Below are 14271 nucleotides of genomic sequence, written 5' to 3' on the forward strand. Positions count from 1 at the left end.
GGTGAATTCCTTGTGGGATCAGTTCAAGCCGCGAAGCTTATGCCTGCCGCCGCACGCTGTCTAAGGCCGTAGTGTTTGTGTGTTATGCATTTGTTGCATAACCACGCAAACGACCGCCCCATGCGGCACTGCTCCATGGGCCGCGCCGGGCGCGGGCACCGGGCGGCCGCCCGCCACGCCGGTCATTCCACCGTGAAATGGGTCAGCGCCGGGTCGCCCGTCGGGTAGCGCAGGTCCAGGTTCTGCAGCACCTCGCGCAGCACGGTGGCGATCATCAGGTTGCGATGGGTCTTGGAATTGGCGGGCACGATGGTCCACGGTGCCCAGGGCGTGTGGGTGGCGGCCAGCAGCGCGTCGTAGGCGCGCTGGTACTCCGCCCATTGCTTGCGCACCTCGATGTCGCCCATGCTGAATTTCCAGTGCTTGGCCGGATCGTCCAGGCGCTCCTGCAGGCGCTGTCGCTGCTCCTCGGGGCTGATGTGCAGCAGGAACTTGAGCACGATGGTGCCCGTTTCGCCGAGCATGCGCTCGAAGTCGTTGATGTGGGCCAGGCGCTGCTGGTGCTGTTCGGGCGTGATCCAGCCGTTGACCACGGGCACCAGCACGTCCTCGTAGTGGCTGCGGTTGAACACCGTGATGTCGCCGGCCTGTGGCACCTGCTGGTGGATGCGCCAGAGGTAGTCGCGGGCGCGCTCGGCCTCGGTCGGCGCCTTCCAGCCCACGGCATGCACGCCCAGGGCGCTCATGCGGCCGAACACGCCCCGGATCGTCCCGTCCTTGCCCGAGGTGTCGGTGCCCTGGAGCACCACCAGCAGCTTGTAGCGTTTGTCGGCATAGAACAGGTTCTGCAGCGCATCGAGTTCCTCGGCCAGCGCCTCGACGGCGGCCTTGTCCCGGGCTTTCTCGCCCTGCGAAAACGGCTTGGCGCCCGGGTCGTAGTCCTGCAGCGACACGCCGCGTGGCGGCTTGCCCCGGCTGCTGCCCTTGCCCTCGCCATCGGCGGGCTTGCCGGGTTGCCATTGCGACCAGAGCTCGGCGGCCTTGTTGCGGGACTTGGGAATCAGGGGTGACGGCATGGGGTTCCAGGGGCGGTGCGTTGGTGTGAAAGAGGTTAGCTCACAAGTGGCCTGCGTGGGCCGGCGGCTGCTGCCACTGGTCGTGCCGGCCGTCGATGCGCACGATGACCAGCCGCGAGAGGTCTTCGTCCGTCAGCCCGTCGATGCAGCCCACGTTGACGCCGTACATCTCGCCCATCGGCGTCTCGGTGCCGTGGCCGAACACGCGCACGCCGCAGTGCCTGCAGAAGTAGTGCAGGTTCTTGCGCGTGTTGAACTGGTAGCGCGTGAGCTCGTCCTGCCCGCGCACGATGTGGAACTGGCCCGGCAGCGCCACGGCTGCCCAGAAGCGCGTGCGCCGGCAGATGGAGCAGTTGCAGCGGAAGGTGGGCTGGCTCAGGTCCAGGCCCGCCTGCACATGGACGGCGCCGCAGTGGCAGGTGGCGGTGTAGGTCTGGGGCATGGGCGGGTCCTCGGAACGTGTGGCGATCTTGCAGGGCGAGGGCGGATGATCGCAAAAGCGCGGCTGCGGGGCTACCCCGCCAGCCTTCTGCCGGGGTTCTTTCTTCAACCGCGCCCGTGCGCCATGCGGTAGGCCAGCGGCGTCTGCCCCGTGGCCTGCCGAAAGGCCCGGTGCAGGCCGGCTTCGCTGGCAAAACCCAGGTCTTCGGCGATGCGCTTCAAGGGCCGTGGCGTGTCGCACAGCGCCTCGCTCACCTGGCGCAGCTTGATGCGGCGCATCCAGTGCGCCGCCGGCAGCCCCGTGTGGGCCTGCACCCGGCGCGCCAGCGTGCGGGGCGACACGCCCAGCGCGTCCGCCAGCGCGGGCAGCCGCAGCTTTGCGGCGGGGCTGCGCTGCACCCAGAGCATGGCGCGGCGCAGGTCGGCGTCGGCCGTGGCCATGAGGTCGTGCCCCGCGAACGCCGGGTGGGTGGCGCGCGGGCGCGGCAGCATCAGCAGCGCCTGCAGGTCCGCCAGGGCCTCGGGCGCGATCCGCGCGCCCAGGGCGTGCAGCATCAGCGGCAGGTGGCCGTTGGCACCGGCCGCCGTGGTGGCGGCGCCGTCCTGCACCAGGGGTTCGTCGAAGCGCCAGCGCACGGCGCCGAACTGCTGCTCCAGCGCGGCGCGCAGCCACCAGGTGGCCGTGGCGCCACGCCCGCGCAGGCGGCCGCTGGCGGCGGCCAGCAGCACACCGGCGCAGTAGCTCCACACCTGCGTGCGGCGGGGCAGGGCGGCCAGGGCCCGCACCACCGGGGCCAGCTGCTGCAGCTGCGCGGCTAGGCCGTTCGTGGACGAAAGCCACAGGCCGGGGACCAGCACCGCATCCACATCGGCCCCGGCCAGGGCGGCGGTGGGCGCCAGCGCCGGCCCCTGCCACGTGGGCACGGGCTGCAGGTCGGCGCCCACCCACAGCGTCTGCACCACGGGCCGCTGCACCCGCAGGCCGGCCGCGCGGGCCATGTCGGCGGCAGCGAACAGGCCCGCCGGCATGCAGCCGGGGTACAGCAGCAGGCCCAGGCGCAGCGGGGCGGCGGGCGGTGGCACGGAGCGACGCGGGAGGGATGGCTCGACGGGTGTTGCCATGGGGGAAGAAGTGGTTGCCCGGAAATGGCAAGAAGTTGTCTGATCGGGCCATTCTCGCGCAGGCCGCGGCATCCCACAATCGGCCATCGAACCACCCCCCCGGCCCTGTTGGAGACCCCCATGCACATCACCCATCTGCGCAATGCCACCGTCCTGCTGGAGTTCTCATCGGAAGGCCGCCCCGTGGGCCTGCTGGTGGACCCGATGCTCGCCCCGCGCGGCGCCCTGCCTGCGCTGCGCTACCTGGGCCAGGGGCGCGAGCGCAACCCCATCGTCGACCTGCCGCCGGGCACGGACGCGGCGCTGGAGCGCGTGACGCACGCCCTCATCACGCACTGCCAGCGCGGCCACTTCGACCACCTGGACCGCGCGGGCAAGCGTTTTCTGCGAGAGCGGCAGATTCCGGTGGTCTGCATGCCGCGCGATGCGGGCTACCTGGCGCAACGGGGCCTGGCGGCGTGGCCGCTGTCCGGCCCGCAGCGCCAGCCGTTCGCGCTGGGCGGCCATGTCACGCCGATCGCCTGCGTGCACGGCCGGGGCTGGATCGGCCGGTTCATGGAGCACGGCCATGGCTACCTGCTGGAGCTGCCGGGCGAGCCCCGCGTGTACCTGGCGGGCGACACGCTGCTGACCCCCGCCGTGCGCGACTGCCTGGCGCGACTGAAGCCGGATGTGGCGGTGCTGCCCGCTGGGGGCGCGCGCTTCGACATCGGCGCGGAAATCCTCATGGACGCCGCCGACATGGCCGAGGCCGCCGCGCTGACGCCCGGCACCCTGGTGGTCAACCACCTGCAGGCCCTGGACCACTGCCCCACCACCCGCGCGGCAGTGCGTGCGCTGGCCGAGCAGGGCGGCTGGGCGCACCGCCTGTGGGTGCCCGAGGACGGCGAGGCGCGGCGGTTCCGGCGCACGGCTGGCGGCACGGATGCTATTGAAAAAATAGCTAATTGCGCATGATGGTCAGGCGCTGGAGCCCTTCTTGAGGGTGCAGTCGCCGGGGGCCGTGCGCACCCCCGTGCTCTCCCGCATCAGTGCCACGAAGCGCGCCGCGCCCAGGCCCAGCGGGCGCTCCTTGGACCACACCACGTCCACCCACAGCGCGGTGCCGTTGCTCAGGTTCTCGAAGGGCATTTCCACCAGGCGGGCGGCCTCGATGCGTGGCTGCACCAGCGCGCGGGGCTGCCAGCCCCAGCCCAGGCCCGCTTCGATCAGCCCCAGCGCGGCCAGGTGGTTGTCGGTGCGCCAGTGGTGCCGGGCAAACACAAAGCGGGGATCGGTCTGCGCCAGGTCGCGGCTGGCCACGACGATCTGGCGCGTGGTGGTCAGGTGCTCCTCGCGCAGCATGGCGCGCCCGGGTTCTTCGCCCCGCGCCTTCGCCGACGCCCGTGCGCCCTCCAGCACCGGATGCTCGGGGGCGATCACGGCGACCAGCGTCTCGGTGCCCACCTCCTGGAAACCCTCGCGCCCGTCGATGCTGGGGCGCTCGAACACCAGCGCCAGCTGGGCGCGGCCGCCGTGCAGCAGCTCCAGCGCATCCACCTGCGGCGCGGCCAGCACCTCGACCTGGAGCAGCGGGTACTCCTGCGCCAGCGCGGCCAGGGGCCCGGTCCAGCGCGCAGCGAGCAGCTCGGGGGCGATGGCCAGCGTCAGCCGCTCCTCCAGCCCCTGGGTCAGCGCGAGCGCCTGGGCGTTGAGCTGCTGCAGCTGGCCCGCCAGCAGCCGGGCCTGGGGCTCCAGCGCACGCGCTGCCGCGGTGGGCCGGGGCTCGCGCCCGCTGCGGTCGAAAAGCTGCACGTCCAGCTCGGCCTCCAGATGGGCCATCGTCATGCTCACCGCCGAGGGCACCCGCGAGAGCGCGCGTGCCGCCGCCGAGAACGAGCCGTGGTCCAGCGCGGCCAGAAAGACCTGCACGCTGTCGGAACTGAAGGCCATGGTGGTTCCTGATCTATCAATAAAACTGAAACAAGCTGACTTTATATGTCAGATTGTTGAATATAAAGTCCGGCCCATGGACAAGAAACCTACTCTTTTTGGTCTGCAGGGCCTCAAGCGCCGCCTGATCTATGTGACCTTGTACGAACTGATCGCCATCGTGGCGGCGACGGCGGGGCTGGCCCTGCTGACGGGGCAGGGCGCGGGCCATTCGAGCGTGGTGGCCGTGGCGGCCTCGGTGATTGCCATCCTCTGGAACATCATCTTCAACTGGGCCTTCGAGCGCTGGGAAGCACGCCAGCCCGTGCGCGGCCGCAGCGTGGCGCGGCGCGTGGCGCATGCCATCGGTTTCGAGGGCGGACTGGTCTTCACGCTGGTGCCGCTGTTCGCGTGGTGGTTCGGCATCAGCCTGTGGCACGCGTTCGTGATGGACCTGGGGCTGATCGTGTTCTTCCTGTGCTACACCTTTGTCTTCAACTGGGTGTTCGACCATCTGTTCGGCCTGCCGGCCTCGGCCATGGAGCCCGTGGCTGCCTGAGGTTGCAAGGAATTTCGCTATTAAATTAATAGCTATTGGCGCTTGATGGATAAGCGCCAAAGGTCAATTTGACCTCAATTGACCTGATGGGTGCCTGCCTCGGATCAGCCGGTCGCCCTGGGCCCGTCGAAGGGCCGCTCGCAAGGAGCGCCCTGGCGTCGACAGGCTCCGCCCGGACGAATGGGGGCAGGCGTGGCCCGTCCGGAAAATCCGGACTCAGACCTGCAGCAACTGCCCCGCAATGGCCGCGGCGGCGGTGCGCGTTTCCACCCCCAGCTTTTCAAAAATGTGCTCCAGGTGCTTGTTCACCGTGCGCGGGCTCATGCCCAGGATGTCGGCGATGTCGCGGTTGGTCTTGCCCTTGCTCAGCCAGGACAGCACCTCGGTCTCGCGCGGGGTCAGCGCCACCTGCTGCAGGTGGCGCGGCGCGGCGGCCTCGGGCTGCGCGTGGCTGAGCAGCAGCATGGATTCGGCCAGGCCGCTGGCGCCCATGTGCCGGGCCAGCAGCTGCCGGCCATCGGCCAGGGGCAGGGTTTGCGCGCCCTCCCGGCGCGCCTGCACCAGCCAGGCGGCCGCGCGTTCGGCCGGTGCCTCCTCACGGGCGAAAGCCGTCTCCAGCCAGCGCGTGGCCTGCGGTGAGCGCCAGGCCACGCGGCCCTGGCCGTCGAGCACCACCACGCCGAGCCCGGCCACGTCCACCGCCTCGCGCGCCAGCCGCGTGGCCTGGGCGTTGCGCACATGCGTGGCCAGCCGGGCCAGCACCTCGGGGATCCGCAGGGGCTTGACCACGTAGTCCACGCCGCCGCTGGCAAAGCCCTGCAGGATCTGTTCGGTGTCCGACAAGCCCGTCATGAACACCACGGGCACATGCGACCAGGGCGGGGTGGCCTTGAGCTGGCGGCACAGCGCAAAGCCGTCCATGCCGGGCATCACCGCGTCCAGCAGCACGCCGTCGGGCACGGTGAGGTCAAAGCGCTGCAGGGCTTCTTCGGCATCGCGCGCGGCCAGCACGGCGTAGCCTTCGGCGGCCAGTGCATCGCACAGCATGCGCAGGGTGTCGAGCGCGTCGTCCACCACCAGGATCACGCGCTGGCTGATCTGCGGGGCGGCGTCGGGTTGGTCGTTCATGGGGTTCCCTCTTCGGGCTCGCGCAGGTGGTGTGCCAGGGTTTCGAAGTCAAAGCGGTCGGCGCTGGCCTGCAGCAGCGCCAGCGTGGCGGCGTGGCCCGGCAGGTCGCCGCGTGCGCGCCGCAGCCGCTCGCGCAGCGCGGCAGCCTGGCCGGAGCGTGCCAGGCGGGTGAGGTCTTCGCGCAGCTCTTCGGGCAGGGTGGCCAGGGTGTCGTCCGGGTTGGCGGGGCCTGCGGCGGGATCCGGGCCGGGCGCCAGCGGGGCGTTGTCGCGCACCCATTCCAGCTGCAGCGCGTGCTCCAGCGCCTGCAGCAGTTCGGATTCGATCACGGGCTTGCCCACGAAGCCTTGGCACTGCTGGGCGGCCAGGCGCGTCGCTTCATGTTCAAACAGGTTGGCCGATACGAACACGACGGGCAGCTCGGCCGCGGGGCGCAGCGCGCGCAGCAGGGCAGCGGTCTGCCAGCCGTCCAGGTCGTCCATGGTGATATCGAGCAGCACCAGGTCGGGCGGTGTCTGGCGCACGATCTCCAGGCATTCGCGGCCGCTGGCGGCCTCGCGCACATCAAAGCCCAGGGGCACCAGCAGGCCGGCCAGCAGCTGGCGCTGCAGGGGCTGGTCGTCCACCACCAGCAGCGTGCGCCGGGGTGCCAGGTAGCCGATCACCGGGCGCAGCGTGGCGCGGCTGGGCGGGGTCCAGGCCGGGTCCACCGCAATGCCGGGCAGGTACAGCCGCACGGTGAAGGTGCTGCCCTGGCCCGGGGTGCTGGTCAGCGTGAGCTGGCCACCCATCAGCTCGGCAAGCAGGTGCGTGATGGTCAGCCCCAGGCCCGTGCCCGCCTCGCTGGCCCGGCGCCCCGCGCTGCCGCGTTCAAACGGCACAAAGATGCGCTCCAGGTCTTGCGGCTCGATGCCGATGCCGGTGTCGATCACTTCAATGCGCGAGACATGCTGGCGAAAGTCCATGCGCAGCCGCACCTCGCCACGCTCGGTAAACCGCACGGCGTTGGACAGCAGGTTGATGAGGATCTGCCGCAGGCGCTTGGCGTCGGCCCGAATCCAGCCGGGCATGGTGCCCAGTGTCTCCACCACAAAGTGCAGGCCCTTGGCCTCGGCCTGCGGGCGCAGCATGGCTTCGATGTTCTCGATCAGGTCGGGCAGCGGCAGCGGGGCCATGTCCAGCCGCAGGCGCCCGGCCTCGATGCGCGCCAGCTCCAGCGACCCGTCAATGAGCGCATGCATGTGCTGGCCGCTGTGCTGCATGGTGGACAGCGTCTCGCGCATCCAGCCTTCGGTGTGCGGGTTCTTGAGCAGGATCTGCGTGTAGCCCAGGATGCTGTTGAGGGGGGAACGCAGCTCGTGCGTCATGCCCGCCACGTAGCGTGTCTTGGCCTGGTTGGCCGACTCGGCCTGGTCCTTGGCGGCCTGCAGTTCGGCGTCGGTGCGCTTGTGGGCCTCGATCTCCTGCAGCAGCAGCTGCGTCTGCCGCTCTGATTCATCTTGCGCCATGCGCCGGCTGTCAGTGCTCAGCACCACCCACCACGCGCACACGGCCGCCAGCAGCGCCAGCAACGCAAACACCTTGAGGAATGGCATCCGCAGCACCTGCTCGGGCGCAGGGGTTTGCAGGCTCTCTTGCACATACACCACGCCCACCAGAAACGCCATCACCGCGCACAGCGACACCACGACCATCAGGTACTGTCCGAGGCGAAAGTTCACCTTGATGGCCCAGCGCAGCGGCAGCAGGGCCATCACCACGCCGCGCAACTGGTCGGCCGCGCGCGAGCCGGTCTTGCAACGGTCGTGGCAGCGGGACTCCAGAGAGCAGCACAGCGAACAAATGGGCGCGGCATAGGCCGGGCAGCGCGCCATGTCTTCGGACTCGAACTGGTTCTCGCACACGGCGCAGCGCACGATCTCGCCGGGGCGCCACTCGTTGCCCGGCGCGCGCGCCAGGTAGTAGCGGCCCTGCGTCAGCCAGGCCAGCAGCGGCGCCAGCGCCATCGACAGCACCAGCGCGATGAAGGGCGAAAACGCGGCCGCCTCTTCGCCCAGCAGCCCCGCATAGGCGCCGCAGGCCACCGTGGCCGCCAGCACCATGGCGCCCAGCCCCACGGGGTTGAAGTCGTACAGGTGCGCGCGCCGAAACTCGATGCCCTTGGGGGAGAGCCCGAGCGGCTTGTTGATGACGAGGTCGGCCACCAGCGCGCCCACCCAGGCGATGGCCACGTTGCTGTACACGGCCAGCACCTTCTCCAGCGCTCCAAACACCCCGAGCGTCATCAGCAGCGTGGCAATCAACACGTTGAACACCAGCCACACCACACGCCCCGGGTGGCTGCGGGTGACGCGCGCGAAAAAGTTGGACCATGCCAGCGAGCCCGCGTACGCGTTGGTGAGGTTGATCTTGATCTGCGACACCACCACGAACACCACCGTCACCGCCACGGCCAGCCCTGGCAGGCCCAGCGCCTGCATGACCTGGTGAAAGCCTGCGAGGAACATCTGCGTGGGCTCGGCGGCGCGCTGGGCGCCCACCTCGAACTGCAGCGCGGCAAACGCCAGAAAGGCCCCGCCCGCCATCTTGAGCATGCCCATGACGATCCATCCGGGGCCGGCCACCAGCACGGCGCCCCACCAGCGCAGGCGGTTGGCGGGCGTGCGCTCGGGCAGAAAGCGCAGAAAGTCCACCTGCTCGCCAATCTGCACCACCAGCGAAAAGATCACCGCGGCCGCTGCACCAAACATGAGCGGGTCGAACTGGCTGCTGCCGCTCTTGAGGCCCGAAAGCCCCGCAAAGTCGCGGTACAGCTGCGGCTGGGCCAGGCCAATCCACACAAAGGGCAGCAGCAGCAGGAACAGCCACAGCGGCTGCGTCCACGCCTGCAGGCGCGATATGAGGGTGATGCCGCGCATGGCCAGCGGCAGGACCACCAGCGACGACGCGATGTAGCACCACTCCAGCGGCCAGTCCACCACCATCTGCAGCGCCAGCGCCATGATGGCCGCCTCCAGCGCAAAGAAGATGAAGGTGAACACCGCGTAGATCAGCGACGTGATGGTGGAGCCCAGGTAGCCAAAGCCCGCGCCGCGCGTGAGCAGGTCCATGTCCAGGCCGTAGCGCGCGGCGTAGTAGGCAATGGGCAGGCCCGTCAGAAAGATCAGGAGGCCCACGGTGAGGATCGCCCACATGGCGTTGCTGAAGCCGTAGTTCAGCGCAATCGCACCACCAATGGCCTCCAGCGCCAGGAACGACAGCGACCCAAATGCGGTGTTCGCCACGCGGAATTCGCTCCAGCGCCGAAAGCTCTTGGGCGTGTAGCGCAGCGCGTAGTCCTCCATGGTCTCGTCGGCCACCCACGCGTTGTATTCGCGCCGGAACCGGAAGATGGTCTGCGGCGCGCTCTGGGCGTTGGGTGGGAGCGGTGGGGCCATGCGCAGGCTTCAAGCAAGAAGCGTTCTAGGCGTGCACCGCGTTGGGGCGCTGCACGGGTGCGCGGGGCCATGCGCAGGGTGCGCACCGGGGTGCGTAGGCAGCCCTACGTTAATTGACGTATGGGCGCATGCAAGGGTTGTCCCTAACCTTCATTCCACAGCGCAAACAAACCGCTTTGGTCCCGTCCCTTCCTTCCTTCATTCATTCACACCGATCCCGCAAGGAGCGCCTTCATGAGCCACCCCTCCGACCCCCGCTTCAGTGACTCCGTCCAGGCCGAACCCGGCCGCCGTCGCATCCTGCAGGCGCTGGGCGCCGCGTCGGTAGCGGGCCTGCCCGCCTGGTCTTTTGGCCAGCCCACGGCGCAGGTCAACACCACCAAGCTGGCCATCACCGACACCGAAGTCACCGTGGGCCAGCTGCACTCGGCCACCGGCACCATGGCGATTTCCGAAACGGGCTCCATCCAGGCCGAGCAGCTGGCCATTGACCAGATCAACGCCATGGGCGGTGTGCTGGGCCGCAAGATCAAGGTGATCAAGGAAGACGGCGCCTCCGACTGGCCCACGTTTGCCGAGAAGTCCAAGAAGCTGCTCATCAACGACCGCTGCGCCGCCGTGTTTGGCTGCTGGACCAGTGCCTCGCGCAAGGCCGTGCTGCCGGTGTTCGAAAAGGAAAACGGCCTGCTCTACTACCCCACGTTCTATGAAGGCCTGGAGCAGTCCAAGAATGTGATCTACACCGGCCAGGAAGCCACGCAGCAGATCCTGTACAGCCTGGAATGGGCCAAGACCGAGAAGAAGGCCAAGAGCTTCTTCCTGATTGGCTCCGACTACATCTGGCCCCGCACCTCCATGAAGATTGCGCGCAAGCACATCGAGAACTTCCAGAAGGGCAAGGTCGTGGGCGAGGAGTACTACCCGCTGGGCAGCACCAACTTCGGCTCGCTCATGAACAAGATCAAGGTGCAAAAGCCCGACTGCCTGTTTGTGGCGGTGGTGGGTGGCTCCAACGTGGCGTTCTACAAGGCGCTCAAGGCCGCGGGCATCACGGGTGACAAGCAGCTGCTCGTCACGCTGTCGGTCACCGAGGACGAAATGACCGGGGTGGGCGGCGAGAACTTCGCGGGCTTCTATTCGTCGATGAAGTACTTCCAGTCGCTCGACAACGAGAACAACAAGAAGTTTGTGACCGCCTTCAAGGCCAAGTACGGCAAGGAGGCCGTGATTGGCGACGTGACCCAGGCGGGTTACCTGGGCCCCTGGCTGTGGAAGGCGGCGGTCGAAAAAGCCAAGAGCTTTGACGTGGACAAGGTGGTGGCCGCATCGCCCGGCATTGAACTGACCACCGCGCCGGAGGGCTATGTGAAGGTGGACGCCAACCACCACCTGTGGAGCAAGTCGCGCATCGCCATGGGAATGCCGGACGCGTCGTTCAAGGTGGTGTCCGAGTCGCCCGCGCTGATCAAGCCCGATCCATTTCCCAAAGGTTATCAATAAACACCCCCTGAGGCGCTTCGCGCCTTCCCCCTCTCTCGCTGCGCGGGAGGGGGACGACACCCTCGGTGCGGGGCGGCCCTTCCTCGGTGTCCCTCGCAAGAGGCCGCCCCATGGCACCGCTGTTCGTTTTCCAACGCTGCCCACGCAGGAGCTGCAACATGACCTTTTCCGAAATGATGAACATCGGCCTCATGCAGGGCTTTGCGGGCCTGAGTCTGTTTGCCGTGCTGCTGCTCATGGGGCTGGGCCTGGCCATCATCTTTGGGCAGATGGGCGTGATCAACATGGCCCATGGCGAGTTCATGACCATTGGCGCCTACACCATCTACCTGGGCTCCACCCTGGCGGCCAACCATGCGCCGCAGATGATTCCGTATTACTTTCCGCTGGCGATCGTGGCGGCGTTCGGATTTGCGTTTGCGGCGGGCTGGCTGGTGGAATGGGGGCTGATCCGCCACCTGTACAAGCGCCCGCTCGACACGCTGCTGGCCACCTGGGGCATCAGCCTCGCCCTGCAGCAATCGTTTCGCACCTTCATTGGCCCCAAGGAGGTCAGCCCGACCTTGCCCGACTGGCTGCTGGGCTCCTGGGCGCCCGCCGAGGGGCTGGACATCCCGATCAATGGCCTGTTCGTGCTGGCGCTGACGGCGGTGGTCACGGGCGGCGTGCTGCTCGCCCTGCACCGAAGCCGCTGGGGCCTGCGGGTGCGCGCCACGGTGAGCAACCGCGTCATGGCCAACGCCATTGGCATCGACACCCAGAAGACCGACCGCCTCACGTTCGCCATCGGCTGCGGCATTGCCGGCGTGGCGGGCGCAGCGTTCACCACCATCGGCTCCACCGGCCCCACATCGGGCTCGCTCTACATCGTGGACGCCTTCCTGGTGGTGACGTTTGGCGGCGCCGCCAGCCTGCTGGGCACCGTGGTGTCGGCCTTCGGCATTGCGCAGACGCAGTCCATCACCGAGTTCTTCATGGCGGGCTCCATGGCCAAGATGATCACGCTGTCGCTGATCGTGCTGATCCTGATGGTGCGGCCGCAGGGTTTGTTCGCCTCCAAAGTTCGCCGATGAAATTCGCTCAACTGTCCATTTCCTTCGAGCCCACCGGAGTCTCCGCATGAACGCCCTCAAAGCCTGGATCCTGCGCTACCAGCTCGCCAGCCTGGTACTGCTCACCGTGCTGCTGGCCGTGGTGCTGCCGCTGGCACTCGACATCTTTCGGCTGAACCTGGTGGGCAAGTACCTCACCTATGCGTTCGTCGCCATCGGCCTCGTGATGGTGTGGGGCTACGGCGGCGTGCTCAGCCTGGGGCAGGGCGTGTTCTTTGGCCTGGGGGGCTATGCCATGGCCATGTTCCTCAAGCTCGAAGCGTCGGACCCCATCAGCACCAAGATCCAGTCCACGCCCGGCATCCCGGACTTCATGGACTGGAACCAGATCACCGAGCTGCCCAGCTTCTGGATTCCCTTCAAGAGCCTGCCGTTTGCGCTGGCAGCGGTCATCGTGGTGCCCACGGTGCTGGCCTGGGTCATCAGCTTCGCGATGTTCAAGCGCCGCGTGGGCGGCGTGTACTTTGCCATCATCACGCAGGCCGTGGCGCTGATCCTGACCGTGCTCATCATCGGCCAGCAGGGCTACACCGGGGGCGTGAACGGCATGACGGACCTCAAGACCCTGTGGGGCTGGGACACGCGCACCGACAGCGCCAAGTACATCCTGTATTACGTGTGCGTGGCGCTGCTCATCGGCTCCATCGTCCTGTGCCGCTGGATACAGACCGGCAAGGTGGGCACGCTGCTGCTGGCCATGCGCGACAAGGAAGACCGCGTGCGCTTTTCGGGCTACGACGTGGCCAATTTCAAGGTCTTCACCTTCTGCTTGGCCGCCGCGCTGTCGGGCATCGGTGGGGCGATGTTCTCGTTGCAGGTGGGCTTCATGTCGCCCAGCTTCGTGGGCATCGTGCCGTCCATCGAGATGGTGATCTACGCCGCCGTGGGCGGGCGCATGAGCCTGGTGGGGGCCGTGTATGGCACCTTGCTGGTGAACGCGGGCAAGACGTATTTCTCGGAGAGCTTTCCCGAGCTGTGGCTGTTCCTCATGGCCGGGCTTTTCATCGGCGTGACCATGGCCTTCCCCATGGGCCTGGCGGGCCTGTGGGAGAGCCATGTGGTGCCCTGGTGGAAGGGCCGCCGCGAAGCGTTGCGCCAGGCGTCCGCCCAAGGCCGGGCACCCGCAGCCCGCCTGCCCGCCGATGCTGGGCCAGCGGCGGCATCGTCGCCCGTACCGTCTGCCGCGCTGCCTGACGGCGTGAGCCGCCAGGGCGTCTGAAACCACCGGAGCACCCCTCATGAGCAACACCGACTTCGCGCTGGCCATTGAAGACCTGACCGTGTCGTTCGACGGCTTCAAGGCCATCGACGACCTCACGCTGTACATCGACAAGAACGAGCTGCGCGTGATCATCGGCCCCAACGGAGCGGGCAAGACCACGCTGCTGGACCTGATCTGCGGCAAGACGCGCGCCACGGGGGGCAGCATCAAGTTCAAGAACGAAGAACTCACCCGCATGGCCGAGCACAAGCGCGTGCGGCTGGGCATCGGGCGCAAGTTCCAGACACCCTCCATCTACGAGAACCTGTCGGTCTTCCAGAACCTGGAGGTGTCCTACCCCGCGGGCCGCTCGGTGCTGGGCGCGCTGGCGTTCAAGTGCACCGACGAAGTCAAGGCGCGTGTGCAGGTGGTGGCAGAGGACATCGGCCTGGGGGACAAGCTCGACACCGAGGCGGGCCTGCTCAGCCACGGGCAAAAGCAGTGGCTGGAGATCGGCATGCTGCTGATGCAGGAGCCCGAGCTGCTGATGCTGGACGAGCCCATCGCTGGCATGAGCGCCCGCGAGCGTGAGCTGACGGCCGAGCTGCTGCAGCGCATCTGCAAGAACCGCGCGGTGATCGTCATTGAGCACGACATGGAGTTCGTCAAGCGCATTGCCCACAAGGTCACCGTGATGCACCAGGGAAAGATCCTGGCCGAAGGCCCCATGGAGAAGGTGCAGGCGGACCCCAAGGTCATCGACGTGTACCTCGGTCATTGACCT

At 67.9% G+C, this 14271-nt stretch carries 12 protein-coding genes; 6 read left to right on the top strand and 6 right to left on the bottom strand.

The annotated features are described in order from the left end of the window. Positions 1-182 precede the first annotated feature (182 nt). The 3 genes from AC07OC_RS12400 to AC07OC_RS12410 all read right to left on the bottom strand — a co-directional run bounded on the left by AC07OC_RS12400 (position 183) and on the right by AC07OC_RS12410 (position 2639). Positions 183-1076: a PPK2 family polyphosphate kinase gene (locus tag AC07OC_RS12400; protein ID WP_494598212.1), complete on the bottom strand. Its 894-nt coding sequence runs from the start codon at positions 1074-1076 to the stop codon at positions 183-185. A 40-nt stretch (positions 1077-1116) separates the two neighbouring features. Then, positions 1117-1518, bottom strand: coding sequence for a GFA family protein (locus tag AC07OC_RS12405; protein ID WP_492254338.1), 402 nt, complete (start codon positions 1516-1518; stop codon positions 1117-1119). A 104-nt stretch (positions 1519-1622) separates the two neighbouring features. Then, entirely contained in the window at positions 1623-2639 is a 1017-nt protein-coding gene (locus AC07OC_RS12410; RefSeq protein WP_218339198.1) for a helix-turn-helix domain-containing protein, read from the bottom strand. A gap of 120 nt (positions 2640-2759) precedes the next feature. On the opposite strand from AC07OC_RS12410, the gene AC07OC_RS12415 reads away from it, so the two are divergent. Beyond that, positions 2760-3596 carry an MBL fold metallo-hydrolase gene (locus AC07OC_RS12415; RefSeq protein ID WP_494601283.1) on the top strand — a complete coding sequence of 279 codons (837 nt, stop codon included), beginning with the start codon at positions 2760-2762 and terminating at the stop codon, positions 3594-3596. Positions 3597-3599: 3 nt separating this feature from the next. Here AC07OC_RS12415 and AC07OC_RS12420 read toward each other — a convergent pair whose 3' ends face one another. Beyond that, a complete protein-coding gene (locus AC07OC_RS12420; RefSeq protein ID WP_494601285.1) occupies positions 3600-4571 on the bottom strand; it encodes a LysR family transcriptional regulator in 972 nt (323 codons plus the stop codon). 76 nt (positions 4572-4647) lie between these two features. Between AC07OC_RS12420 and AC07OC_RS12425 the strand changes: the two genes are divergently transcribed. Next, on the top strand, positions 4648-5109 hold the full coding sequence (locus AC07OC_RS12425; protein ID WP_218296549.1) for a PACE efflux transporter: 462 nt from the start codon (positions 4648-4650) through the stop codon (positions 5107-5109). Positions 5110-5325: 216 nt separating this feature from the next. On the opposite strand, the gene AC07OC_RS12430 is transcribed toward AC07OC_RS12425, so the two are convergent. Both AC07OC_RS12430 and AC07OC_RS12435 read right to left on the bottom strand, forming a co-directional pair. After that, the gene (locus tag AC07OC_RS12430) at positions 5326-6237 is read right to left on the bottom strand and encodes a response regulator transcription factor (protein ID WP_218339195.1); all 912 of its coding nucleotides are present in this window, start codon (positions 6235-6237) and stop codon (positions 5326-5328) included. After that, positions 6234-9674, bottom strand: a complete 3441-nt coding sequence (locus AC07OC_RS12435; protein WP_218339194.1) for a hybrid sensor histidine kinase/response regulator — start codon at positions 9672-9674, stop codon at positions 6234-6236. Before AC07OC_RS12435 ends, AC07OC_RS12430 begins: the two co-directional genes overlap by 4 nt. A 234-nt stretch (positions 9675-9908) precedes the next feature. Here AC07OC_RS12435 and urtA point away from each other — a divergent pair, with 234 nt between their 5' ends. The 4 genes from urtA (at position 9909) to urtD (ending at position 14268) form a co-directional block, all read left to right on the top strand. After that, positions 9909-11174: an urea ABC transporter substrate-binding protein gene (gene urtA / locus AC07OC_RS12440; RefSeq protein ID WP_218296552.1), complete on the top strand. Its 1266-nt coding sequence runs from the start codon at positions 9909-9911 to the stop codon at positions 11172-11174. Positions 11175-11332: 158 nt separating this feature from the next. Continuing rightward, positions 11333-12247, top strand: a complete 915-nt coding sequence (urtB, locus tag AC07OC_RS12445; RefSeq protein ID WP_218296553.1) for an urea ABC transporter permease subunit UrtB — start codon at positions 11333-11335, stop codon at positions 12245-12247. 46 nt (positions 12248-12293) lie between these two features. After that, on the top strand, positions 12294-13505 hold the full coding sequence (gene urtC / locus AC07OC_RS12450) for an urea ABC transporter permease subunit UrtC (protein WP_494601288.1): 1212 nt from the start codon (positions 12294-12296) through the stop codon (positions 13503-13505). A 19-nt stretch (positions 13506-13524) separates the two neighbouring features. Then, entirely contained in the window at positions 13525-14268 is a 744-nt protein-coding gene (gene urtD / locus AC07OC_RS12455) for an urea ABC transporter ATP-binding protein UrtD (RefSeq protein WP_121507918.1), read from the top strand. Positions 14269-14271 lie beyond the last annotated feature (3 nt).

The sequence above is a fragment of the Acidovorax sp. GW821-FHT10E04 genome, assembly GCF_059415185.1.